Origin of the sequence: Frondihabitans sp. PhB161 (genome assembly GCF_003814635.1) — a bacterium.
GTDB lineage: Bacteria > Actinomycetota > Actinomycetes > Actinomycetales > Microbacteriaceae > Frondihabitans.
In genome coordinates this window covers 207,898-231,390 of sequence record NZ_RKQW01000003.1, presented here as the reverse complement: position 1 = coordinate 231,390, position 23,493 = coordinate 207,898, and the positions used below count along the sequence as shown (strand labels likewise).

Annotated in this window: 21 protein-coding genes; 8 read left to right on the top strand and 13 right to left on the bottom strand. The window is 68.1% G+C overall.

Translation table 11 applies throughout. The features are described from left to right. Window positions 1-23: 23 nt before the first annotated feature. On the bottom strand, window positions 24-1,772 hold the full coding sequence (gene treS, locus EDF39_RS13085) for a maltose alpha-D-glucosyltransferase (protein ID WP_055957706.1): 1,749 nt from the start codon (window positions 1,770-1,772) through the stop codon (window positions 24-26). A gap of 145 nt (window positions 1,773-1,917) precedes the next feature. Here treS and EDF39_RS13080 point away from each other — a divergent pair, with 145 nt between their 5' ends. Together EDF39_RS13080 and EDF39_RS13075 are read left to right on the top strand one after the other, a co-directional pair. Next, the gene (locus EDF39_RS13080) at window positions 1,918-2,832 is read left to right on the top strand and encodes an alpha/beta fold hydrolase (RefSeq protein WP_123943791.1); all 915 of its coding nucleotides are present in this window, start codon (window positions 1,918-1,920) and stop codon (window positions 2,830-2,832) included. Next, the gene (locus EDF39_RS13075) at window positions 2,829-3,929 is read left to right on the top strand and encodes a glycosyltransferase family 1 protein (RefSeq protein WP_123943789.1); all 1,101 of its coding nucleotides are present in this window, start codon (window positions 2,829-2,831) and stop codon (window positions 3,927-3,929) included. Before EDF39_RS13080 ends, EDF39_RS13075 begins: the two co-directional genes overlap by 4 nt. 85 nt (window positions 3,930-4,014) lie before the next feature. Here EDF39_RS13075 and EDF39_RS13070 read toward each other — a convergent pair whose 3' ends face one another. After that, a complete protein-coding gene (locus tag EDF39_RS13070; RefSeq protein ID WP_123943787.1) occupies window positions 4,015-4,653 on the bottom strand; it encodes a histidine phosphatase family protein in 639 nt (212 codons plus the stop codon). A 49-nt stretch (window positions 4,654-4,702) separates the two neighbouring features. Then, complete coding sequence (locus EDF39_RS13065) at window positions 4,703-5,557, bottom strand: Sir2 family NAD-dependent protein deacetylase (RefSeq protein ID WP_123943785.1); 855 nt, start codon at window positions 5,555-5,557, stop codon at window positions 4,703-4,705. A 74-nt stretch (window positions 5,558-5,631) separates the two neighbouring features. Here EDF39_RS13065 and EDF39_RS13060 point away from each other — a divergent pair, with 74 nt between their 5' ends. Then, window positions 5,632-6,459, top strand: coding sequence for an RNA methyltransferase (locus tag EDF39_RS13060; RefSeq protein ID WP_123943783.1), 828 nt, complete (start codon window positions 5,632-5,634; stop codon window positions 6,457-6,459). Then, entirely contained in the window at window positions 6,456-7,700 is a 1,245-nt protein-coding gene (locus EDF39_RS13055) for a D-alanyl-D-alanine carboxypeptidase family protein (RefSeq protein WP_123943781.1), read from the top strand. The genes EDF39_RS13060 and EDF39_RS13055 overlap by 4 nt, the downstream gene beginning before the upstream one ends. Window positions 7,701-7,860: 160 nt before the next feature. On the opposite strand, the gene EDF39_RS13050 is transcribed toward EDF39_RS13055, so the two are convergent. After that, window positions 7,861-8,661: an SGNH/GDSL hydrolase family protein gene (locus tag EDF39_RS13050; protein ID WP_055957681.1), complete on the bottom strand. Its 801-nt coding sequence runs from the start codon at window positions 8,659-8,661 to the stop codon at window positions 7,861-7,863. Between the two features lie 22 nt (window positions 8,662-8,683). Here EDF39_RS13050 and EDF39_RS13045 point away from each other — a divergent pair, with 22 nt between their 5' ends. From EDF39_RS13045 to EDF39_RS13030, 4 genes are all read left to right on the top strand, one after another. Beyond that, the gene (locus EDF39_RS13045; RefSeq protein WP_123943779.1) at window positions 8,684-9,847 is read left to right on the top strand and encodes an acyl-CoA dehydrogenase family protein; all 1,164 of its coding nucleotides are present in this window, start codon (window positions 8,684-8,686) and stop codon (window positions 9,845-9,847) included. A 184-nt stretch (window positions 9,848-10,031) separates the two neighbouring features. Then, entirely contained in the window at window positions 10,032-11,345 is a 1,314-nt protein-coding gene (gene dinB / locus EDF39_RS13040) for a DNA polymerase IV (RefSeq protein ID WP_123943777.1), read from the top strand. Window positions 11,346-11,570: 225 nt separating this feature from the next. Beyond that, window positions 11,571-13,349, top strand: coding sequence for a DEAD/DEAH box helicase (locus EDF39_RS13035; protein WP_123944222.1), 1,779 nt, complete (start codon window positions 11,571-11,573; stop codon window positions 13,347-13,349). 348 nt (window positions 13,350-13,697) lie between these two features. Further along, window positions 13,698-13,904, top strand: a complete 207-nt coding sequence (locus EDF39_RS13030; RefSeq protein WP_055957671.1) for a hypothetical protein — start codon at window positions 13,698-13,700, stop codon at window positions 13,902-13,904. A 92-nt stretch (window positions 13,905-13,996) separates the two neighbouring features. Here EDF39_RS13030 and EDF39_RS13025 read toward each other — a convergent pair whose 3' ends face one another. The 9 genes from EDF39_RS13025 to EDF39_RS12985 all read right to left on the bottom strand — a co-directional run bounded on the left by EDF39_RS13025 (window position 13,997) and on the right by EDF39_RS12985 (window position 23,481). Next, a complete protein-coding gene (locus tag EDF39_RS13025; protein ID WP_123943775.1) occupies window positions 13,997-14,668 on the bottom strand; it encodes a hypothetical protein in 672 nt (223 codons plus the stop codon). A gap of 135 nt (window positions 14,669-14,803) precedes the next feature. Further along, entirely contained in the window at window positions 14,804-15,241 is a 438-nt protein-coding gene (locus EDF39_RS13020; RefSeq protein WP_123944220.1) for an adenylyltransferase/cytidyltransferase family protein, read from the bottom strand. 2 nt (window positions 15,242-15,243) lie between these two features. Further along, window positions 15,244-16,386, bottom strand: a complete 1,143-nt coding sequence (locus EDF39_RS13015) for an archaellin/type IV pilin N-terminal domain-containing protein (RefSeq protein WP_123943773.1) — start codon at window positions 16,384-16,386, stop codon at window positions 15,244-15,246. Further along, window positions 16,383-17,150, bottom strand: coding sequence for a CDP-alcohol phosphatidyltransferase family protein (locus EDF39_RS13010; protein ID WP_123943771.1), 768 nt, complete (start codon window positions 17,148-17,150; stop codon window positions 16,383-16,385). Before EDF39_RS13010 ends, EDF39_RS13015 begins: the two co-directional genes overlap by 4 nt. Then, on the bottom strand, window positions 17,147-18,364 hold the full coding sequence (locus EDF39_RS13005; RefSeq protein WP_055957658.1) for a glycosyltransferase: 1,218 nt from the start codon (window positions 18,362-18,364) through the stop codon (window positions 17,147-17,149). The genes EDF39_RS13010 and EDF39_RS13005 overlap by 4 nt, the downstream gene beginning before the upstream one ends. Then, window positions 18,364-19,923: a sugar transferase gene (locus tag EDF39_RS13000; RefSeq protein WP_084815857.1), complete on the bottom strand. Its 1,560-nt coding sequence runs from the start codon at window positions 19,921-19,923 to the stop codon at window positions 18,364-18,366. Before EDF39_RS13000 ends, EDF39_RS13005 begins: the two co-directional genes overlap by 1 nt. Window positions 19,924-20,801: 878 nt before the next feature. Next, on the bottom strand, window positions 20,802-22,127 hold the full coding sequence (locus tag EDF39_RS12995; protein ID WP_123943769.1) for an NAD(P)/FAD-dependent oxidoreductase: 1,326 nt from the start codon (window positions 22,125-22,127) through the stop codon (window positions 20,802-20,804). Between the two features lie 34 nt (window positions 22,128-22,161). After that, window positions 22,162-22,425, bottom strand: coding sequence for a hypothetical protein (locus EDF39_RS12990; protein ID WP_123943767.1), 264 nt, complete (start codon window positions 22,423-22,425; stop codon window positions 22,162-22,164). 78 nt (window positions 22,426-22,503) lie between these two features. After that, on the bottom strand, window positions 22,504-23,481 hold the full coding sequence (locus EDF39_RS12985; protein WP_123943765.1) for an aldo/keto reductase: 978 nt from the start codon (window positions 23,479-23,481) through the stop codon (window positions 22,504-22,506). Between the last annotated feature and the right edge of the window lie 12 nt (window positions 23,482-23,493).

Here is a 23,493-nt window from a genome sequence, read left to right as displayed (position 1 = left end):
GAGAAGCCTAGAGCCAGCCACCGTCAGCCCTGGGCAGACACCGCCGCCTGGTCATCCGTGGTCGCGGTATCCGGCCCACCGACGTGCAGCCAGAAGAACGCCTGGGTGCCGAGAGTCAGTGTCACTTCGCCCTTCTCGTCGAACGACGGGAACTGCCCCCCACCGAACAGGTCGAACAGGGTCCGGCCTGCGAACTGCGGCGCCGAGACCGTGACCGAGGTCGGGTTGTGCGCGAACGAGAACACGCAGAGGATGTCTTCCGCCGAGTCGCCGAACTGCGTCCCCGATCCGGCGTACGAGCGTACGAAGGCGAGGGTCGACTCGTGGTTGGTCGGAAGCACGTCCAGGGTGCCGAGCCCGAAGGTGGGGTGCGCCTTCCGCACGTGGATCACGTTGCGGATCCAGTGCAGGAGAGACCGCGACTGCGCGAGCTGGCTCTCGACGTTCACGAGCGTGTAGTTGTACACGAGCGACTGGATCGTCGGCAGGTAGAGCTTTCCCGGGTCGGCGGTCGAGAACCCGGCGTTACGGTCGGGCGTCCACTGCATCGGTGTGCGCGAGGCATCGCGGTCGTTGAGCCAGATGTTGTCGCCCATGCCGATCTCGTCGCCGTAGTAGAGGAACGGCGAGCCCTTGAGGGCGAAGAGGAGGGCGTGGGCGAGCTCGAGCTCGGCTCGCGAGTTGTCGAGGAGCGGAGCGAGGCGCCGCCGGATCCCGATGTTCGATCGCATTCTCGGGTCGTAGGCGTACCAGCCGTACATGGCCTGGCGGTACTCCTCGCTGACCATCTCGAGGGTGAGCTCGTCGTGGTTGCGGAGGAACACCCCCCAGCCGGCGCTCTCGGGCACGTCGGTCGTCTCGGAGAGGATCCGGGTCAGCTCGCCGGCATCCTGCGAGCGCAGCGAGTAGAAGATGCGCGGCATGACCGGGAAGTCGAAGGCCATGTGGCATTCGGGCTCGTCTTCGGTGCCGAAGAAGGCGGCGACCTCGCGGGGCCACTGGTTGGCCTCGGCGATCATGATGCGACCGGGGTACTCCTCGTCGATCATGGCGCGGAGCTTCTTGACGAACTCGTGCGTGGCTGGCTCGCCCTCGCCGTTGCCCTCTTCGGACTGATACAGGTAGGGGATGGCATCCAGTCGGATCCCGTCGACTCCGAGGTCGAGCCAGTGCCGGATGACGTCGTAGATCGCCTCGTGCACCTTCGGGTTCTCGTAGTTGAGGTCGGGCTGGTGCGAGAAGAAGCGGTGGAAGAAGAACTGACGGCGGACGGGGTCGAACGTCCAGTTGCTCTCTTCGGTGTCGACGAAGATGATGCGGATGTTCTCGTACTTCTCGTCGGTGTCGCTCCAGGTGTAGAAGTCGCCGTATGGACCGTCGGGGTCTTCTCGCGACTGCTGGAACCAGTCGTGCGCGTCGGAGGTGTGGTTGATCACCATGTCGATCACGATGCGCATGTTGCGCTCGTGCGCCTTGGTGACCAGGTCGCGGAACTCGTCGAGCGTGCCGAACTCGGGCAGGATCGCCTTGTAGTCGGAGATGTCGTAGCCACCGTCGCGGAGGGGCGACTGGAAGAAGGGCGGCATCCAGAGCGCGTCGATGCCGAGCCACTGGAGGTAGTCGAGCCGCGATGACAGACCGGCGATGTCGCCCGCGCCGTCACCGTTGCTGTCGACGAACGAGCGGACCATCACCTCGTAGAAGACGCTTCGTCGATACCACTGCGGATCGAGGGTGAGTCCGGGCGTTTGGATGGGGGCAGTAAAGCTCACCGTTCTCCTTGCGACTGTGCGGGTTGGGCTGACCGGGTATCGGCACGCGAACGCGTTTGCAGCGGTCCTTCTACTCTAGGGCGGGCGGTCGCCCACCCGCCCAAACTCGCCCACTCGCCGAAACTCGCCTGCCTAGACTGAACGCGTGCCTGAACCGAGAGTCCCCTCGCCCTATGCCGACCGGCTCGGAGCCATTCCCACCGAGCGAGGCCTCGTCGAGGTCGGGGGTCGAGCCGCGCACTACTGGGTGTACGGCGATGCCGCCGCACCGACCACGATCGTGGCGGTCCACGGCTTCCGCGGCGACCATCACGGCCTCGAACCCGTAGTCGCCTTCCTCGCGGGGCCCGATGCTCCCGGCGAGCGCGTCCGGGTGATCTCGCCCGATCTGCCGGGCTTCGGCGAGTCCGAGGCGCTGACGGGTCGCGAGCACAGTGTCGCTACCTACGCCGAATGGCTCCGCGGTTTCCTCCGGGCTCTCGACCTCGGCCCGGAGACGGTCCTGCTCGGTCACTCCTTCGGGTCGATCGTGTCGAGCGCCGCGTGTGCCTCGGGGCTGGACGTCGCGAAGCTGATCCTCGTCAACCCGATCGCCGCTCCCGCGCTCTCGGGGCCCCGCGGCGTGCTGACGAGGCTCGCCGTCTTCTACTACTGGGCAGGCGCGCGGCTGCCTGAGCGGGCGGGGTATCGGATCCTCGGCTCCCGTCTCGTCACCCGGATCGCGAGTCTCGCCATGGTCAAGACCAAGCAGAGCGCTCTGCGGGCCTGGGTGCACGACCAGCACGACGTCTACTTCTCGCGATTTGCCTCGAGGCAGGTGGTGCTCGAGGCGTTCCAGGCATCGGTGTCGAGCGACGTGTCGACGTACGCGCGCGACATCCGCGTCCCGGTTCTGCTGGTGGCCGCCGACCGCGACGACATCACGGCGCTGCCCGCGCAGTACGAGCTGCAGACCCTGTTCGCCGATGCCCAGCTCGACGTGATCCGCGGGGTCGGGCACCTGATCCACTACGAGAAGCCCCGCGAGGCGGCGGTCGCGATCCAGGACTTCCTCCGATGACCCGCACCTCCACCGCTCCGCTCCACCTCGTCGTCGACTGCCGCTATGTGCGGGTGGGTCGGCACGACGGCATCAGCCGATTCACGGCCGGGGTGGCATCGGCTCTCGTTCCGCTGGCTCGTGCCGCAGGGCACGACGTGACGCTGCTGGTCAACGACGTCCGTCAGCTCGACAAGCTGCCCGAGACACCCCACCAGCTCGTCAGCGCCCCCACGAGCCCGAGAGAACCCCTGGTGGCCCTCCAGGTCAACCGGCTGAAGCCCGACGTCGTGTGGTCGCCCATGCAGACGATGGGGTCGTTCGGCCGTCGCTACCGGCTCGTGCTGACCCTGCACGACCTCATCTACTACACCAACCGCACACCCCCGCCCGAGTTCGCGCTGCCGATCCGCCTGCTCTGGCGGCTCTACCACCTCGCCTGGTGGCCGCAGCGGCTGCTTCTGAACCGGGCCGACGAGATCGCGACCGTCAGCGAGACCACCGCGGCCGAGATCGCGGCACACCAGCTCACGTCGAAGCCGGTGACGGTGGTGTACAACGCGGCCGACCCGCAGACGGCGGAACCGAGGATCCAGCCCACCGCCCGCAACCTGGTCTACATGGGCAGCTTCATGCCGTACAAGAACGTCCGGTCGCTCGCCCGAGCCTTGCTCCGCCTCGACGGGTACCGCCTGCACCTCATGAGCCGGGTCTCCGACCGCGAGCGCGAAGAACTCGAACGCCTCGTCCCACCCGGGTCCCTGGTGTTCCACGACGGGGCGAGCGACGAGGAGTACCGCGACGTGCTGCTGGGCGCCACGGCGGTCGTCACAGCCTCGAAGGCCGAGGGCTTCGGCATTCCGGTCATCGAGGGCATGGCACTCGGAACCCCCGCTGTCGTCAGCGACATCCCGATCTTCCGTGAGGTCGGCGGGGAGGCGGCGCTCTACTTCGACCCCGACTCGCCGGCGTCGATCGCGGACGCCGTGCTGAAGCTGGCCGAGCCGGGGGAGTGGGCGCGTCGCTCCGAAGCGTCGGTCGCGCAGGCCGCCCTGTTCAGCTGGGAGTCGTCGGCGACGACGCTGCTCGAGGCGCTGGAGCGGGTCGGTCGACGCTAGCCCGGCAGCGAGCTGACGCGGATCGGCCGAACCGACGCGGCGCGCCACGTCGCTCTGGCCGATCCGCGTCGGATCGCGGCCCGCGTCAGGCGTCGGCGCGACCCTGGAGCGCGTTCTGGTACTCGAACGAGTAGCGGCCCGCGGCCTCCGACTCGACCTCGATCGGATCGTCGAACGCGATCAGCGACAGGGCGCCGTCGATCACGTCGAACGAGTGGATCGACCCGTTGCGGATCGGCACCGAACGATCGGCCGACGTCTCGGGTGAGATGTGGTTGACGATGGCGCGGATCACGGCGCCGTGTGTCGCAACCACGACGGTCTCTCCGGGGTGACGCTCGGCGATCCCCAGCAGGGCGGCCTCGACCCGGGCGCGAAGCACACTGCGACGCTCCCGACCGGGCACCGGCGCATCATCGGGAAAATGCAGCGCGATGTCTTCGAACGTGAACCCCTCGGCCTCGCCGTAGTCCCGTTCGATCATTCCGGGGTCGATCTCGGGCTCGGCGAGCCCGAGGTGGTTCGCAATGATCGAACCCGTCTCGAGCGCACGGGAGAGCGGGCTCGCGACGACGCGGTCGAACGAGCGGCGAGAGAGCAGGCGGGCGGTGTCGAGGGCTTGGGCCCGGCCCGTGTCGTTCAGGGGGATGTCGGTCGAGCCCTGGATCCTTCGCGCCCTGTTCCAATCGGTCTCACCGTGGCGGACGAGGTAGAGCCGTGTCATGGGGGAGTCCTTCGTGTCGGCGAGGCCGTGCGACCACCCCTCGACGAGACTACGCGTCGATGAGCCGCTCGGCCAGGGCTGCCAGCGTCTCTGACGCGCCGGCACTCAGCTTAACCGCGGCGCGCGCGTCGCCCTTCGTGACGCCCCGGTTGACGATGACGACCGGGGCCTTCTTGCGGAGGGCCGTCTCGAGCAGCCGAATGCCGGAGTTGACCACGAGGCTCGACCCCGCGATGACGAGAGCGTCAGCCGACTGCACCATCGCCCGGGCCTCGGCGAACCTCTCGACCGGTACGAACTCGCCGAAGAACACCACGTCGGGCTTCAGCACACCCGAGCACACGGTGCAGACCGGCAGCACGAAGGCGTCGATGTCGTCGACGTCGACATCGCCGTCGGGGTTCAGGCGAATCTCGTCGGGACGCTCGAGCCAGGGATTCGCCTCGGCCATGCGCTGCGCGACCGTCTCGCGCGCGAACGCCTGACCGCAGGTGAGGCAGACGACCCGGTCGACGGTGCCGTGCAGATCGACGACACGCGAGGACCCCGCCCGCAGGTGCAGCCCGTCGACGTTCTGCGTGACGACACCGTTGGTGACACCGGCCTGCTCCAGTGCGGCGAGCGCGCGGTGGCCGTCGTTCGGGCGGGAGGCGGCGAAGTGGCGGTAGCCGAGGTGGCTGCCGGCCCAGTAGCGCTTCTGGAGATCGGTATCGCCCTTGAACTGCTGGAAGGTCATCGGGCGGCGAACCGGCGCGCCCTCGCCGCGGTAATCCGGGATCCCCGAATCGGTCGACACCCCCGCGCCCGTGAGCACTGCGAGGCGTCGCCCCCGGAGGACGCGCACGGCCTCATCGAGCGTGGCGGCTCCGTCGGTCGAGCTGTCGGGCGTGGCGGCTTGCGCCATAGGTGGGGCTCCTCAAAGGCGGGTGACGTTAGCCTAAACGCGTTCTCTTGCCGTTTTGTTTCCGGGAGCCCTCCTTGCGCGTCACCCGCATCACCGACCTCGACTCCGCCGAGCTCGCCGACTACTCCCGCCTCACCGACGTGGCCCTGCGCCGCAAGACCGAGCCCGAGGGCGGCCTGTACATCGCCGAGTCGTCGAAGGTCATCGCGCGCGCGCTCGCCGCCGGCCACGTGCCCCGGTCGGTCCTCCTGAGCGAGAAGTGGCTGGCCGACATCGAGCCGCTCGTCGCCGACTACGACGGGCCGATCTTCGTCGGTGAGTCCGACGTGCTCGAACGACTGACCGGCTTCCACCTGCACCGCGGGGCGCTCGCCGCAATGCACCGCCCCGAGCTCCCGAGCGTCGAGTCGGTGCTCAAGGGCGCCCGGCGCGTCGTCGTGCTCGAAGACATCGTCGACCACACGAACGTCGGGGCCATCTTCCGCGCCGTAGCGGGACTCGGGGCCGACGCCGTCCTCGTCACACCCCGTTCGGCCGATCCGCTGTACCGCCGCAGCGTCCGCGTCTCGATGGGCACGGTGCTGCAGGTGCCGTGGACCAGGCTGCCCGACTGGCCGGAGGGGGCGGAAGTGCTGCGCAAGGCCGACTTCGACATCGCCGCCCTGGCGCTCAGCGACGATGCGGTCACCCTCGACGAGTACGCCGCTCGGGCTCCCGAGAAGATCGCGATGCTGTTCGGCACCGAGGGTGACGGGCTGTCGCACCGGGCGCTCGAGGCCGCGACCACGGTCGTCACGATCCCCATGCTCCACGGCGTCGACAGCCTCAACGTCGCCGCGGCCTCGGCGGTCGTGTTGTGGGCACTGCGCCCAGGCGCGGCGCGGCCCGGGGCCCAGGCATGAGCCGGGGAGCGCGGGGCCGCGGGTCGGCGCGTCGTCCGCACTACGTGAGGCGCCGGATCCTGACGATTCTCGCCCTGGCCGTCGTCGTAGCAGTCGGCGTCTACGTTCCGGCCACGCTGCTCGCCCCGATCGCTCCGGCCTCGGCGACCGTCACGAAATTCACCGCACCGGCCGAGAAATCACTGTCGCTGTCGTTCCCGTCGTACGGCGCGACCGCCGTCGAGGCCGTCGGCTTCACCGACAGCCTGAAGACCTCGGGCGATGCCAAGCCGCGCTCGATCGCCTCCATCTCGAAGATCGTCACCGCACTCGTGGTGCTCGACAAGAAGCCCCTCGACGGCTCTCAGGGCCCCAAGATCACGTTCACGGCCTCCGACCACGCGCTGTATGCGCGCTACCTGGCCCAGAACGGCGAGGTGGCCGACATGCCGACGGGTCTGACGCTGACCGAACGGCAGACTCTGCAGGTCGCCCTGATCAAGTCGGCCAACAACTACGCGAGCGCCCTCGCCTACTGGGCCTACGGCTCCAACGACGCCTTCGTCGACGCCGTCTCTGCCTGGCTGAAGAAGAACGGCCTCGACCACACCCGACTCGTCGAGCCGACCGGCCTCAGCGCCGCGAACCAGTCGACGGCGACCGATCTCGTGAAGATCGGAAAGCTCGCTCTCGCCAACCCCGACGTGGCGAAGATCGTGTCGACGAAGTCGGTCGAGATACCGACGGTCGGCACGGTCGAGAACTCCAACAAGCTGCTCGGCATCGACTCGGTCGTCGGAATCAAGACCGGCACCCTCGACGAGGCCGGCGCCTGCCTGCTCTTCGCCTCGCGCGAGACCATCGAGGGCAAAGAGGTCACCGTCATCGGCGTGATGCTCGGCGGAGTCGACCACGACTCACTCGACGCCGACATCCAGAAGCTCCTGGCGAGCGTGAAGTCGGGGTTCCAGACCGTGACGGCCGTCACCGAGGGCACCGCCTTCGGCACCTACGCGACCGAATGGGGCGCGAATGCGCACGCCGTGGCCTCGAAGACGGTGTCGAAGCTCGTCTACGGCAAGGCAGCGGTGAGAGCCGTCCCGTCGCTCGACCCCGTCACGGAGGCGTCGACCGGAGACCGGGCCGGAACCCTCGAGGTCACCATCGGCGAGACGACGACGACCGTGCCGCTCGAGCTCGACCACCCGATTCCGGCGCCCGACGCGTGGTGGCGGCTGACGAACCCGTCGCTGGTCTTCTAGCCGCGCTACGGGGCGTCGCGGCCGTGGCCGGGAACTGACCTCGCGCGGATCGGCCGATGTCACAGCGCCGCGGCGCACGAGGTTGGCCGAAAGTCGTCAGGTCGCAAGGCTGATCGCTGGTCGCCGGTCGCTGGTCGCAGCCGGTGGCGACTGCTCGCGCCTACTGCTCCCGGTTCGTGCTCTCGCGGTACAGCACCGCGACAGCCTCCGGCCGCTTCGGCCCGAGCCCGTCGCCCGACGACTGGTGGCGCACCCGGCGCAGCACCCACGGCACCAGGTACTCGCGCGCCCAGCCCATGTCTTCGCGGCGGGCCTCGCGCCACAGGCGACGATCAGGATCCGGCAGCACGTACTCCTGCAGATCGTTCTCGACAGCCAACGACGCCAGGACCATCCGGGCGATCCGGTGGTGCCCAAGAGGAGAGAAGTGCAACCGATCGGGAGCCCACATGCGGCTGTCGGCGAGCTCGCGGAGAGCCCACATGTTCGCGACGACGGCGTCGTGCCGGAGAGCGATGGCCTGCACGTTCTCGTTGTAGATCGCGACCTTGCCGCGAATGCGCCCGAGCACGGGAGTAGCCCCGATGTCGGGCCCGTTGAAGAGCACGACAGTCGCCCCCTGAGATGACAGCGTCGCGACGAGACCCTCGAGTCGGGAGGCGACCTCATCGGGGTCGGTGCCGGGGCGGATGATGTCGTTGCCGCCGGCCGAGACCGTGATGAGGTCGGGCCGGAGGTCGAGCGCGGCCTGGGCCTGCTCGTCGATGATCTGCTGCAGCAGCCGCCCGCGGATGGCGAGGTTGGCATACGCGAAGTCGTCGACCGTCGACCCGAGCACCTCTGCGACGCGGTCGGCCCAGCCTCGATGCCCGCCGGTCGACCCCGGATCCGGGTCGCCGATTCCCTCGGTGAAGGAGTCGCCGATCGCGACGTAGCGGGACCACGGGTGGGCTTGTGTCATGCAACCACCGTAGCGTTGTCGTATGGCGACCATCGCGGATCCTTCTGCCCTTCTCGACGACCACCTGCTCGAGCGATTCCGCGCGCGAGCGGCCGGCTACGACGAAGCCAACGCGTTTCCGCACGACGACTTCGACGAGCTCGCCGCGCTGGGGTACCTCAAGGCGGCCGTCCCGCGCGAACTCGGCGGCCTCGGGCTCGGCGTGGAAGCGATCGCCGCCCTCCAGAGCCGACTCGCCACCGCGGCGCCCGCGACCGCACTGGCGGTCAACATGCACCTCGTCTGGACAGTCACCGCGGCACTGCTCGCGGCCCGCGGCGACGACTCCCTGCGACTCGTGCTCGACGACGCGGCCGCCGGAGAGATCTTCGCGTTCGGAGTCAGCGAGCCCGGCAACGACCTCGTGCTCTTCGACTCGGTGACGACGGCCACCCCGACCGGCGACGGCGGATACACGTTCACCGGCACCAAGATCTTCACCTCGCTCTCTCCGGTCTGGACGAGGCTTGGCGTCTTCGGTCGAAACGACGAGGATCCGGCGGCGCCCTCGATCGTGCACGGCTTCCTCCGCCGCGCCGACGGCGGCCACGAATCGCTCGACGACTGGGATACCGTCGGCATGAGGGCGACGCAGAGCCACACGACGCGTTTGGTCGAGGCCCCGGTGGCCGCATCGCGGGTGGTGCGGATCCTTCCGGTCGGCCCCTCCGCCGATCCGTTCGTCTTCGGCATCTTCGCGGCGTTCGAGACCCTGATCGCCGCCGTCTATCGGGGGATCGCTCGGCGCGCTCTCGACCTCGCGGTGGGCTCCGCCCTCGCCCGCGACTCGCGCCGCACCGGGCTGCCGACGTCGAGCGACCCCGTCGTGCGGTGGCGGATCGCCGACGCCGCCATCGACCTCGACGGACTCGAGCCCCAGGTCGACCGGATCGCCGCCGACCTCGACGGGCTCGTGGACCACGGTGTCAACTGGTTCCCGAAGCTCGTCGGGCTGAAAGTCCGGGCGACCGAGACGGCGGCCCGGGTGGTCGACCGTGCCGTGACGGTGGCGGGCGGATCCTCGTTCCGCTCGACTTCGGAACTGGGGCGGCTCTATCGCGACGTGCTGGCAGGGCGATTCCACCCGTCGTCGAGCGACTCGGCGCACGCGACGGTGGCGGCGCGCTGGTTGGGGCCCGTCGGCTGAGCTCGCGCTTGTCGTCCCCCCTGCCGAATTTGAAGGAGAAACCGGAGCGCGGGGGCTCCCGATCGGCATGTCGTCGTCGGCGTGCAGGCGTTTCTCCTTCAAATTCGGGCGCAGGATCCGAGGCGGCCCCGTTCGACGATCGGATGTCGGTGGCCCGTGTGAGGATTGCCCCCGGAGGTGATCGATGAGCAAGCAAGACGGCAGCGGGCGTCAGGTCACAGCTGAGCCCACTGACGATGCGTCCGCGACGATCTTCCACGTCGATATGGACGCATTCTTCGCGTCGGTCGAGCTCCTCGAGCGGCCGGAGCTTCGCGGCCTACCGGTCGTCGTCGGCCATCGATCCCAGCGTTCAGTCGTCACGGCCGCCACTTACGAGGCCCGTAAATACGGCGTCAACTCGGCTATGCCCATGGCGATCGCCCTTCGCAAGTGCCCCCAGGCGATCATCCTGGAGCCGCATTTCGAGCGGTACAAGCACTACTCGCAGCAGGTCATGTCGATGTTCGACGACGTCACCCCCCTGGTCGAACGACTCGGAATCGACGAGGCATTCCTCGACGTGCGCGGTTCGCTACGCCTGCTCGGCACGCCGTACGAGATCGCGACTCGACTCCGCCAGCGGGTACACGCCGAGACGGGTCTGCACTGCAGCATCGGCATCGCTTCGACCAAATTCGTCGCCAAACTCGCGTCGAGCGTCGCCAAGCCCGACGGGCTGCTGCTGGTGCCGCATCGCGAGACCCTGGCGTTTCTGCATCCGCGGCCGATCAGCGCGCTGTGGGGCGTCGGCGGGCGTACCGAAGAAGTGCTTCGGGGCTACGGGCTGGCGACGATCGGCGACGTCGCGGCGGCTCCTCTCGACATGCTGGTGAGAGCCATCGGAGCGGCCGGCGGTCAGAAGATCCACGAACTCGCCTGGGGCCGCGATCCTCGGCACGTGACGACCGAGAGCGAAGAGAAGAGCGTCGGCCACGAGGTCACGTTCGAGTCGAACGTCGGCGACGCCGACCGCATTCGCAGCGAACTCCTCCGGTTGAGCGACCAGGTCGGCCGACGGCTGCGAGCGGCCGGAGCGACGGGTCGAACCGTCGTGCTCAAGCTGCGCTTCGGCGACTTCGAGACGATCACCCGCTCTAAGACGCTCGCCGAGCCGACCGACCTGGGGCGGCGTATTTACGAGGAGGTCCGGGGAGTGTACGAGACGAGCGGGCATGCCGGCTCGCTCTCGCGGCATCCCACGCCGCTCCGGCTCGTGGGGGTGCGCATGGAGCAGCTCGCCTTCGAGGGGTCGTCCGGCGGCGCCGTCGGCCTCTGGGACGACGATGCGGACTGGCGCGAGGCCGAGACCACGATGGACGCGCTCCGAGCTCGCTTCGGGCCCGGCAGCGTCACAAGCGCGAGCCTGCTCGGGGGCTCGACCAAGCGCATCTCGCGCGGCGACCGCGACACGAACGGCGCCGCCCAGCGAGGGGCCTCGGCTACCGATGCGTCGTAGGCGGCTCCCGGTGACGACTAAAATCGGAGAGAAGTGAGTATCGCCACCGCACCAGACCCCGACGAGCCCCGCGGCTCGACCTTCGACGAACCCGGCGCATCCGGCCCGCAGCCCGCTGAGGTTGCGCCGACCGGCTCCGCGCTTGCCGGGCCCGAGCCCACCGGCTCTGCCCTCGCCGGGCCGGAGCCCACTGGCTCTACCTCCTCCGGGCCGGAGCCCACTGAAATCGGGCGGGCGGCCGCCGAACACCTGTCGCCGGCCTTCCCCGAGCGAGCTGCCTGGGGCACCGCGGGCAAACTCCGCGCGTGGCAGGCCGAGGCCCTCGAGAAGTACTTCGCCGCTGAGCCCCGAGACTTCCTCGCCGCCGCGACCCCCGGGGCCGGTAAGACGACATTCGCTCTGCGCCTCGCCACCGAGCTTCTCTCGCGCGGCGACGTCGATCGCATCGTCGTCGTCGCCCCCACCGAGCACCTCAAACGCCAGTGGGCCGATGCGGCGGATCGCGTCAACCTCCGCCTCGATCCGATGTTCAAGAACGCCGATGTCACCTTCGGTCGGCACTACCACGGCGTCGCCATCACCTATGCGCAGGTGGGCATGAAGCCCGAGGTGCTGAAAAGGATCACCGAGACAGGTCGCACTCTCGTGATTCTCGACGAGGTGCATCACGGCGGCGACGCCCTTACCTGGGGTGACGGAATCCGCGAGGCCTTCGGCAAGGCGAGCCGGCGACTCTCGCTGACCGGAACCCCGTTCCGCTCCGACACTGCGCCGATCCCGTTCGTGCAGTACGCCCCCGACGAGCACGGCATCCGCACCTCTCAGTCCGACTACTCGTACGGTTACGGCCGTGCTCTCGCTGACGGCGTCGTCCGGCCCGTGCTCTTCATGGCCTATGCCGGAGCCATGCGCTGGCGCACCCGCATGGGCGACGAGATGAGCGCTACTCTCGGCGAGCACGTCACCAAAGACATCACCGCCCAGGCCTGGCGAACCGCATTGTCACCGCAGGGCGACTGGATCGCGTCTGTGCTCTCGGCCGCCGACAAGCGTCTCACCGAGGTGCGCCGCGGCGTCGCCGACGCGGGTGGGCTCGTCATCGCGACCGACACCACCGCCGCCCGCGCCTATGCGTCCATCCTCACCAAGATCACGGGTGAGCGGCCCACCGTCGTCCTCTCCGACGAGAAAGCGTCGAGCGACCGCATCGGCGCCTTCTCCTCCTCCGACTCGCGCTGGATGGTCGCCGTCCGCATGGTATCCGAGGGCGTCGATGTGCCACGCCTCGCGGTCGGCGTCTATGCCACGTCCGCTTCCACGCCCCTCTTCTTCGCCCAGGCCGTTGGGCGTTTCGTCCGAGCTCGTCGTCGCGGCGAAACGGCGTCGATCTTCCTCCCGAGCGTGCCCGGGTTGATGGCGTTGGCCGGGCAGCTCGAACTCGAACGAGACCACGCTCTCGACCGGCCGACCAACGCCGACGACGGCATCTTCACTTCCGAGGAAGACGCGATGGTCGCCGAGGCCAACCGCGAAGAGAAGGCGTCGAGCCTCCTCGAGCAGCAGCCTTTCGAAGCTCTCGACGCGCAGGCCAACTTCGACCGGGTCCTCTACGACGGCGGTGAGTTCGGCACGGCAAGCGAGGTGGGCAGTCTCGAAGAGCTCGACTTTCTCGGCATTCCCGGACTGCTCGAGCCCGACCAGGTGCGAGAGCTCCTCCGTCAGCGCCAGGCGACTCAGGCCGGCCGCTCGAAGCGTCAGCCCAAGACCGGCCTGCCCACCGTGGTCGAGGAGACATCGCGCCCCCTCTACATGACCATCAAAGAGCAGCGTCAAGAGCTCAGCCGCCTCGTGTCGATCTGGTCGCGCCACTCCAACGAGCCGCACGGGGTTATCCACGCTGAACTCCGCCGCGTGTCGGGTGGCCCGTCGGTGGCCCAGGCCAGCACCGAGCAGATCCAGAAGCGGATCGACGTGCTCCGCGGCCGCATCGGCAACCGCAAATAGCGCGCCGCTGCGGTGGCTCGCGGCTCGCGGCTCGCGGCTCGCGGCTATCTAGTCGCGTTTCGCGGGTTTAGTCGCGCTATATCGCGACTAAACCTGCGATTTGCGACTAATTGCGCCAGATAGCAGCGTCGGCGGCGCTTGCCAGCCGCAGCCCGCCTCGCGGTTACGCATCGCTAACCGAAATCTGCATCGCTTACCGAAAGATCGGTGTGCGATGCGTGATTCGGTTAGCGATGCAACAAACAGCCGGCACCGAGGCCGCGAGTAGCCAGCAGACGGCAAAGACCGACGACCCACACCCACCGCCTAGGCCGCCACCCGGCACCCGGCACCAGCTAAAATCGACGCGTGCTCGACGAAAGCGGCCCCGGAAGCTGGCTCGTCCGCGCCCACGACGATGCGCCACCCGAAGCCCTCGTGGAGAGGTTCGCCTCCGGCTACCGGCTGACGAGTTGGTCGCTCACCGAAAGCGAGCAAGAAAACCTCGGCGTCTACACCTCGGCCGCCCACGCCGAGACGGCGTGGTGGCGCCATCTCGACGGTTCCGACTCGTAGCGGCAGCAGCTCAGCCCCTCAGTGCAAGAGGCGAAACGACTTAGCCCGTGTGAGAACACCCCACCCGCACCCAACGTGTCGGACTCCACAGCTCACGCCGACGCACGAGCCGACGCACCCATCGACGCACTAGCCGACGCACCCACCGGCACACCGCCCGGCACAGGCTCGCCGCGACTCTTCTCCTCCCGCGCGATCTCGGCCCTCGCCTCCTCGGCCGTCGCCAACACCGGACAGGTCACGCACCGCGTCTCGTAGCGGGGAAGCTCGGCGCCAGGAACGAGCGTGTCGATGTCGGCCGCCTCGAAGCCCGCGTGGCCGGACTCGTGGCAGACGTAGGCGGCCCGCACTGTGAATCCGGTGCGATCGCCGCAGGTGAGCAGGTGTTCGAGCCACGAGACATCGTCGCGGTCGAGCACGGCTGCGCCAGGCCGTTCGAGCACGAAGACGTACGACACCGCGTGGAACTCGTCGCGGATCGAGCGGAGGAGCTCGACGAGACCTTCACCGTCGGCACCGCCCGTGGTGTCGGGCCCGCCCCAGAGGGGGAGATCGCCGATCGGCACCATGACCGGCATCTGCACGTCATCGCCGTCGAGGAGCAGGAGCCAGAGCTGACGCTGCGTCGCGCAGGGGATGAGTTGCCGGATGCGCTCGTCGAGGTCGGCCCGAGTGCGGAGCTCGCGATGCGAGTCGAGCACCTCGGTCGAGGGCGGGCAGGGGCAGGTGGTGGACGGGGCGGTAGTTGAAGTGGTCGTTGTCATGCGAAGAGCATCATGCAAATGCCGCAACGCTCGCCGGCGTTATCCACAGCCCCGTCGGATCCTCGGCCCGGACCGAGCGGAGGAGACCAAGACCAAGACCAAGCCCAAGCCCAAGCCCAAGAGAAACCGAAACCGCTATCGCGCGATCGAGCCCTCGTCCAGTGCCGACACGGCCCGACGAAGAATGGTCGACGACGTCGACATCGTGTACGGGAAGTACACGACCTCGACTCCGACCTCGGCGAACTCGCGCTCGAGCTTCAGCCCCTTCTCGGTGCCGCGCCAGTCGTCGCCCTTGAAGAAGACGTCGAACTGCAGCTCGCGCCAGACGTCCATCTTGTCGGGGACGACCTCGGCGTGGGCGAGGTCGACGAAGTCGATGTGGCTGACGATCTCGAGGCGCTCGGCGAGCGGCACCATGGGCGAGATGCCTTTGTTGAGTTCGAGCATCTCGTCGGCGACGACACCGGCGATCAGATAATCGCACTGGGTCTTGGCATGACGAAGCAGGTTGAGGTGGCCGATGTGGAACAGGTCGTAGGCACCGGCCGCGTAGCCGACGCGTCGTTTCAGGGTCACGAGCGGTCCTTTCGAAGAGAGTCGCGCACGGTGCGCGAGGGTTCAGAAACAGCAGCGAATGCCTCTCGCTCTTCGGCGAGACGTGCAAGGTCGGCAATGGAGAGTCGCGAACGCGGGGGAGCGCTGACCAGATCGAGATCAGGATCCGCGGAGCCCGCCTGCAGTACCGGACCCCTGCCCGCACGTGCCTCGCGGATGTCCGTCGCCGCCCAGTCTCGCCGGACGGCGATCCGGTGGCGGCCCGCGACGCTCGTCATGAGCACACCGAGGGGTTCGACCCCCATCCCGACGAGTTCGCCGTGCATCGCCAGGAGATCCTCGACGGTGGTCCGGTTCGACCGGACGACGATCACGATGGCGTCCGCGAGCGGTGCAACCGCTCGGAGCGGCAACGGGTGCGAATTGCTGGCAACGAGCGTGACGACCGCGTCGTACCGCTCGCCGAGAGATCCGAAGAGGCTCTCGACCTGGCCGAGGAGGCGCTCGGGGCGGGCCGAGGCGACGAGATCCGGCACCGGTACGCGCTGGTAGCCCGCGGCGTCGGGGTAGGCGGCCGCGTCGAGTACCGTGTCTCGGACGGTGGACGGTCGAGCGAGAAGCTGTGACTCGATGTCGGCCTGAACGAGCGCCGGGCGGAATCCGCTCTCCAGCAGGGCACGCGCGTAGCCGCCGTCCACCCCGGAGACTTCGCCGACATCATCGGCGCGGGCCAGCACGAGTCGCGACGGCAACTCGCCGCCAGCGAGCGACCGGACGTTCATGACGGCTTCGCGAAGCGCCGATCGCATGCGGCTCGACGTCGGACGGATCGCGAGGTCGTCAGCGTCGACGACACCCCGCGGGAGTTGCGCCACAACGGGAAGGCCCGTGACACGACGAACATCGTCGGCCGTCGTGACACGGGGTTCAAGTCGCGTCAGGACGATGCCTGCCGCGAGGCCGAGCGCTCCACCGGCGAGGAGGAACGCGAAGAGGATGACGAGGGCGCCGATGGGCGTCAGTCCCCGGTCGTCGCGTCCGTCGAGCGCCTCGACGAGGGCCACGCCCGCGACGAGAGCGAGCAGCGCCGATGCGGCGACGAGGATCCACCGTCGGCCGAGCTGAGCGACGGCGTCGGCAAGGGCTACGCGGCGCGTCACGGAGCGACCGACCGGTCGGGAAGCTCGCCGAGCCCCTTGAGCTCGCGGAACCACTTGGGCAGGGCGAGTGCGAGGTACAGGGTGTTCGCGGCGAAGAAGGCGATGTACACGACGGTGAATCCGAGAGGCCACGCCAGGAGGACGAACGACAGGCACATGAGGCCGTAGTCGGTCGGCACGACGGCCAGCGAGTAGAGCGTGCTCGTCGAGCGACTGCCGCGCGTCGGGATCCCGGTGCGGATGTGCTCGGCGCGTCGCAGCTGGTCGGTCAGGACGATCGCGAAGAACGCGACCGCCGCGATGGCAGCGTAGGCGAGCGGCACGCCGAGCACCGCGTGGCGCCCCTCGGGCTCGCGCAGCCAGTTTCCGAAGACGGCCAGGTGGAGAACGCCGATCTTGGTGGCATCGATCACATGGTCGAGCCATTCGCCGGCCGGGCTGCCACCACCGCGAAGGCGGGCCAGCTGCCCGTCGGCGGAGTCGAGTGCGTAACCGATCACGAGAAGCAGCATCACGACGATGCCCACGACGATCGAGGTGGGGACGAAGGCGATCACCGCGATACCGGCGAACGTGAACAGGGCGCTCACGGCGGTCACCTGGTTCGGCGTCATACCCAGCTGATAGGCCGCGGCCGCGAGGTAGCGACCCAGACGGCGGTTGATGAAGCGCGAGTAGGCGGGGGCGCCGCTCGACCCCTTCTGGGCCCCGGCGAGGCGGGCGAGGGAGTCGGCGTACGTCTCGCGGACAGCAGTCGTAGTCATGAGGCCTCCGCCAATTCGGTGGTGATGCGGGTGGGGCGGCCCAGCTCGCCGTCGACGACCGCCGCGATGCGGGAACGCATGCGGGCGGGCGTGAAGTCGCGGTGGTAGGCCGCTTCGGCTCGGCGGCCAGCTGCGCCGAGGGTGGCGACGTCGAGGTCGCGGAAGAGCGATGCCAGGCCGTCGACGTCCTCGCGGTCGAACAGCCAACCGGTGACGCCGTCGTCGATGACCTCCTCGGGTCCTCCGGACCGGCTGGCGATGACGGGGCGCCCTTCGCTGAAGGCCTCCACGGTGACCAGTCCGAAACCCTCGAGGGTGTCGGTCGGAAGCACGACGGCGTCGGCGGCCTGCAGATACGGGGTCGCGTCGTCGACCTCGCCCACGACGAGAACCGTCTCGGGTCGAGAGACGTGCTTCTTGACCAGGGCCGCGACGTCGATGCCGAGCCCCACCGCGGGGACAGCACCGAGAATCACCAGCTCGCCGGGGCAACCAGCGGCGTCCCACGCTCGCAGGAGCGTGCCGTGGCCCTTGTGCGGGTTCCAGCGGCTCGCGATGACGTAGTGCGGTCGACGGTGCTCCGGGGGAGCCGTCGGAAGCTCACGCGAGCGATGGGGAACACCATTGTGAACCACCACCGCCCGCGGGTCCTCGGCGAGACCCGACGCGCCGAGGACCGAGTGCGACACAGCCACGAGGGCCGTGCACGCACTCGCCAGGGGACGAAGACCTACCCGGTCCTTCGCACTCCATGGTTCTTGGAGATGCCCGACCACTCGACGGACGCCAGTGAGGCGTGCGAGAGGTGCGACGGGCAAACATGCGCTGGTAGCGCAGTAGACGAGATCGAAGTGACGGCCACGGAGCCTCGCCAGAGTGCGCACCGCGTCGCGCCCGAGGCGGAGGAATCCGCCCGGGCTCAGTTTCATCCGCCGCAGGATGGGCAGCGGGTGCCGCTCGACCCGGGCTCCGAGCTCGCGGAGCATCGGGCCGAGGGGGCCCGGCGCGACGTCGCTCGGTAGCCACACGGTGACGTCGAGCTCGTCGGCGGCCACGAGTTCCGCGACCACTTCGAGCACGATGCGGTCCGATCCGTACAGCTCGTCAGACGAGTGCACGACGAGGACCCGCCCGCGACGCCCGCTGCGGCGTGCCGCGCCCGCATCGCCGGGCAGGGCGGAGGCCGTCTCGTTCACGGTTTCGTCGGGAGTCATCAGTACGCCCCGTTCGGCCGCAGAATCACTTTCACGGTGCGCCACATCAGCACGAAGTCGACGGTCATCGACCAGTTCTCGACGTAGTACAGATCGAGCCGAACGCTCTCCTCCCAGCTGAGGTCGCTGCGTCCGTTCACCTGCCACATGCCGGTGAGGCCGGGCTTGATGTAGAGACGGCGGTGCACGTGGTCGGTGTAGCCGTCGACCTCGCGGGGAAGCGGGGGTCGCGGCCCGACGATGCTCATGCTGCCGCCGATGATGTTGAAGAGCTGCGGGATCTCGTCGAGGGAGTACTTCCGAAGGATCCGGCCCACCCTCGTGACGCGGGGGTCGTCTCGCATCTTGAAGAGCACGCCGTTCCCCTCCGATTGCTCGGCGAGAGCCGCGAGACGAGCTTCGGCGTCGACGACCATCGTGCGGAACTTGAGCATGGTGAAGCGGCGTCCGTCGCGCCCCACTCGTTCCTGCCTGAAGAGCACCGGGCCGGATCCTTCGCTCTTGATCACCAGGGCGATCACCAGCATGAGGGGAAGCAAGAGAAGCGACGCGAATCCGGCAAGAATGACGTCCGTCGCACGCTTCATGACATGCTTCGGGCCGTCGAACTGGGGCAGCTCGACGTGCATCAGCGGGAGCCCCTCGACGGGACGGAAATGGATGCGGGGTCCGGCGATGTTGGCCAGGCGAGAGGCGATCACCAGTTCGGTGGCGCGGCCTTCGAGGCTCCACCCGAGGTCACGGATGTAGTCGGTGCCGGCACGCGGGTCGCCGGCAACGATGACGCTCTCGACGTTCATCTTCCAGACGGCGCGCGAGACGTCGTCGAGCGACGCGACGATCGGAACGACCCGCGACCCGGCGGCAACGGCGCTGCCGTCCTCGTCTTCGACGACGGCTCCGACGACGTCGTAGAGGGCGCCCGGCTTCTCGTCGATTCGATCGATCACGTAGCGGACGTCGCTGCGGCCACCGACGACGATGGCTCGAGAGAGGTAGTTGCCGAGCTGGCGCTGGCGGATCAGCCACTTGCGCAGGAGGAACCGCGAGGCGATGAGGCCGACCGAGCCTCCGGGGAGGGCGACGAAGAAGTAGGCGCGCATCGACTCATGGCCGGTGATCGAGATGACGAGCGCGATAAGCACGAAGGTGAGGATCGTGGCGTTGAGCACGCGCTTGTACTCGGCTGCCCCGGTTCCGACGACCGAGAGGTCGCGGGTGCGCTGGAACGCCAGGCAGAGGGCCCAGAGGAGGCCGATGCCGACGGGGTAGCCGATGAACTCGACGAGGGGTTTCGCGTCGGCGGCAGCAAGGCCGGCAAAGGTCTGGTCGACCCCGTCTCGGATGGTCTCGACGACGGCGGCGGTGACGACGCTGGCGAGGATCACGAGCGCGTCGCTGGCGAGGAGTCGACGGCGGTATCGCAGCGCCCAGCCGATGCCGGTTGTGGCACCGCCTACTCGATCTCTGGCTTCCGTCCATCCTGCGCTCGGGTTTCGGACCGGTGCAGTCCACGGCAGACGGCGTTGTTCGCCGACGTCGCGGCTGATGCCGGTCATGATGCCGCTTCCGATTCGGGACGGAAGGGGGTACGCGAAAACGTACGCAGAAGAGGCTGGGTAAGCATGGATCCAGGGTTCGGGTAGGCGGTGCAATAGCTCTGACTCGTATTTCGGGTACGGGTCACAGCATGAATCCGGTACTTCGACAAGAGATCGGGTTCCTGTCGGAGTACCGGAGTGACGACGGCGATTTCGATCCGTCGAGCTCCCGTCGGGTACGAGAGATCTCGAGGTTCGGTGCGCGTCGACGATCGGGAAGGGTTCGGGTCAAGCGGTGATCGGGTGTGGTGCTATTCGGGTTTCATGCGGGTGGAGCTGCGCGGACCGTGGACGGAATGACAAGCGGATGGGTTCCAGTTGTCAGCCGATGGCCTCAGCGGGTATATCCCGACGGTAGGCCATCGACCGCTCGCTCCACATGCCCCCATTTCGGGGGACCGCATGCCCCCCGCATGAGGTACGCGCCAACGGGTGATGCCACCTCGCCAACGGGTGATGCCTTCGGGGGACCGGACCCCCCTCCGGGGGGCGTTGCCGCAACGCCAAGGCACGAAACAGTTTGGTTCGGCATGAGGCACACCTGATGCCCACCAGCACGCGGATGCGGGCACCTCGTCCCGTTCGACAGGAGTGAATTAGACGACGGGCGTCGATTATCTCTTCGACGCGGGTTGTGCGCGTCCTCCCGAATGACCGCACGTGCTGTACCCCGTTCTCACCCAAACGGGCGAGAGGGGGTGAAGTCTCGGCTTTCGGCGTTCACGGCCCGTTCACCTGCGCGAAGCGCACTGATCGCTCGTGCGCCACCCCTCGGACACGAAAGGGCCCCCGCCGCACGAATGCGACGGGGGTCCGATATTCGGCGAGATGAAACGCTACTTCTTCACCCCACCCGCGAGAGCGACGAAGTTCGCTCGCGGGTCGTTCATGTTCTCCAGGGTGGTCTCGTCGCGACCACCGACGAGGTTGGTGACCCATCCGGTCAGGATGCGCCACTTGCGCGTGAAGGTCGGCATGGCGAGCAGGTGGTACCCGCGGTGGGCCAGCCACGCGAACAGGTTCTTGAGGTGCACGCCCTGAATGAGAGCCGCACCCTTTCCGATGCCGTAGCTCGCAACGGTTCCGACCGACTCGTGGCGGTATTCGGCGAGAGGCTCTCCGGCCATCGACGCGAGGATGTTCTCGGCGACCGTCACCGCCTGACGGACGGCGTTCTGAGCGTTCGGCGGGTAGTAGGCCGGCTGCTTCGCGGCAGTCAGGTCGGGTACCTGGGCGTTGTCGCCGAGTGCCCAGACACCATCGATGCGCTTGCCCTCGTCGGTGACGACCTCGAGCTTGGCGTTGGCGTTGACGTGACCCTTGGGCCCGCGGGGCAGGTCGGTGCTGTCGAGCGCCGGGTTCGGCTTGACGCCTGCCGTCCACACAATCGTGCCGGCGGGGACCGTCTCGCCGTCGCTCAGCACGCAGTCGCCGTTCTCGCACGACGGCATCGTGGTCTTCAGTCGGATGTCGATGCCACGGGCGCGGAGCGCACCGAGGGTCCACTTGGACAGCTCGGGGCCGACCTCGGGAGCGACACGGTCGAGGGCCTCGACGAGCACAAAGCGCACCTCGTGCCGGGAGAGAACCGGGTACTGGTCGACCGCGGAATTCGCGGTGTCGAGCAGTTCGCCCATCGCCTCGACGCCCGTGTAGCCGCCACCGACGAAGACGACTGTGAGGAGCTTGGCCCGTTCCGCCGGGTCAGTGGTCGCGGCCGCCTTCTCGATGTTTCTGAGGATCCGCGCCCGCACGTACGACGCTTCCTCGACGCTCTTGAAACCGACGGCGTTCTCAGCCAGTCCGGGCGTCGGGAACGTCCGCGTGACCGCACCGATGGCGACGACCAGGTGGTCGTAGGCGACCTCGCTGGTGCGGCCGTCGACGAGGTCGACCGTCACCTTCTTGGAGTCGGTGTCGATACCCGACATCGCCCCCTGAATGAATTTGGAGCGCTTAAGCGTCTTGCGTAACGGAACCGTCACATCTTTGGGATCGATGTGCCCGCCCGCCACTTCGGGCAGGAACGGCTGATAGGTCATGTAGGGGCTCGGGTCGATCAGCGTGATGCTCGCGCTCTGGGGAGGTCGCTTCTTTTGAAGAGCCAGAGCGGTCTGAAGACCCGCCGAACCACCACCCAGAATAACGATTCGTGTTGTCATGATGACGACGCTACTCCTGAGTCACCAGTGGTTGCTATTCGACGCCGTCGCTTTCGGTGTAGCTGCCCTCGAAGCCTGCACGATCAGCCTTGGTCTCGCCCGGCTTCGTTGCTTCCTCGGGGATCTCGCTGTCGGTGAAAGCCCCGTCGTACTCGACGCCGTCCTCCTGGGTTCCCGTGTACGAGCCAGCCTTGATGTGCTCGCCACCGTTGAGGGGAGCATCTGTTCCGGCGTCCGTCTGCTGAGCCCCGGTCTGCGCGGCCTGGGCCTCGTTGTGGTCGTGCTTGTCGTCAATCACGGGCGGCTCCGTTCGTCGTGCCGGGCGGCTCCGTCACCGCCCTGGTGGGTCGAGTATGCACCCTCCGGGGGCGGGAGGTCAGAAACCTTCGGGCGCACGGGGGACGTAGGGCCCCTGAAGCGCGACGAGCTCGTCGTCGTCGAGGTGGAGCTCGACGGACGCGATCGCGTCGTCGAGGTGCTGAGGCTTCGTGGCCCCCACGATCGGCGACGTCACCGCCTCCTGCTGCCGGACCCAGGCGAGTGCCACCTGCGCACGCGAGACACCACGGGCGTCGGCGATCGTCTTCACGGCGTCGGCCACCCGGCGGTCCGCCTCCTCCTGCTGGCGATAGAGAGTCTTGCCGAAAGCGTCCGTCTCGCTGCGCGTCGTGGTGTCGTCGAAGTCGCGGGTGAGTCGGCCTCGGGCGAGAGGGCTCCACGGCAGCACGCCGACCCCCTGGTCCAGGCAGTAGGGCAGCATCTCTCGTTCCTCCTCGCGCTGGATCAGGTTGTACTGATCCTGCATCGAGACGAATCGCGTCCAGCCGCCGAGGTCGGCCGCGTGCTGCATGGTGGCGAACTGCCACGCCCACATGCTCGACGCGCCGATGTAGCGGGCCTTACCGGCCTTCACGACGTCGTGTAGCGCCTCCATCGTCTCTTCGACGGGCGTGTTCGGGTCGTAGCGGTGGATCTGGTAGAGGTCGATGTAGTCAGTCCCGAGCCGCTTCAGCGACGCGTCGACCTCGGTCATGATCGATCCGCGCGACAAGCCCTGCCCTCCGGGGCCGGGACGCATTCGGCCGTGCACCTTGGTCGCGATCACGACCTCCTCGCGCGTGGCGAAATCGGCTAGCGCCCGCCCGGTGATCTCTTCGCTCGAGCCGTCGCTGTAGACGTTGGCGGTGTCGAAGGTGGTGATGCCCGCCTCGAGTGCCTGCATGATGAAGGGGCGGCTCTGCTCTTCGGGGAGACTCCAGGAGTGCCCGCCACGGGCCGGATCGCCGTAGCTCATCATTCCGAGGGTGATCGCGGAGACTTCGAGGCCGCTGTTGCCGAGACGCACATAATCCATGGCCCGACCATA

Excerpts from the sequence above, each read along its gene's own strand:
- EDF39_RS13075 (WP_123943789.1), top strand. The coding sequence starts at position 2,829 with ATGACCCGCACCTCCACCGCTCCGCTCCACCTCGTCGTCGACTGCCGC.
- EDF39_RS13070 (WP_123943787.1), bottom strand. The coding sequence starts at position 4,653 with ATGACACGGCTCTACCTCGTCCGCCACGGTGAGACCGATTGGAACAGG.
- EDF39_RS13065 (WP_123943785.1), bottom strand. The coding sequence starts at position 5,557 with ATGGCGCAAGCCGCCACGCCCGACAGCTCGACCGACGGAGCCGCCACG.
- EDF39_RS13055 (WP_123943781.1), top strand. The coding sequence starts at position 6,456 with ATGAGCCGGGGAGCGCGGGGCCGCGGGTCGGCGCGTCGTCCGCACTAC.
- EDF39_RS13050 (WP_055957681.1), bottom strand. The coding sequence starts at position 8,661 with ATGACACAAGCCCACCCGTGGTCCCGCTACGTCGCGATCGGCGACTCC.
- EDF39_RS13045 (WP_123943779.1), top strand. The coding sequence starts at position 8,684 with ATGGCGACCATCGCGGATCCTTCTGCCCTTCTCGACGACCACCTGCTC.
- dinB (WP_123943777.1), top strand. The coding sequence starts at position 10,032 with ATGAGCAAGCAAGACGGCAGCGGGCGTCAGGTCACAGCTGAGCCCACT.
- EDF39_RS13025 (WP_123943775.1), bottom strand. The coding sequence starts at position 14,668 with ATGACAACGACCACTTCAACTACCGCCCCGTCCACCACCTGCCCCTGC.
- EDF39_RS13010 (WP_123943771.1), bottom strand. The coding sequence starts at position 17,150 with ATGACTACGACTGCTGTCCGCGAGACGTACGCCGACTCCCTCGCCCGC.
- EDF39_RS13005 (WP_055957658.1), bottom strand. The coding sequence starts at position 18,364 with ATGACTCCCGACGAAACCGTGAACGAGACGGCCTCCGCCCTGCCCGGC.
- EDF39_RS13000 (WP_084815857.1), bottom strand. The coding sequence starts at position 19,923 with ATGACCGGCATCAGCCGCGACGTCGGCGAACAACGCCGTCTGCCGTGG.
- EDF39_RS12995 (WP_123943769.1), bottom strand. The coding sequence starts at position 22,127 with ATGACAACACGAATCGTTATTCTGGGTGGTGGTTCGGCGGGTCTTCAG.
- EDF39_RS12985 (WP_123943765.1), bottom strand. The coding sequence starts at position 23,481 with ATGGATTATGTGCGTCTCGGCAACAGCGGCCTCGAAGTCTCCGCGATC.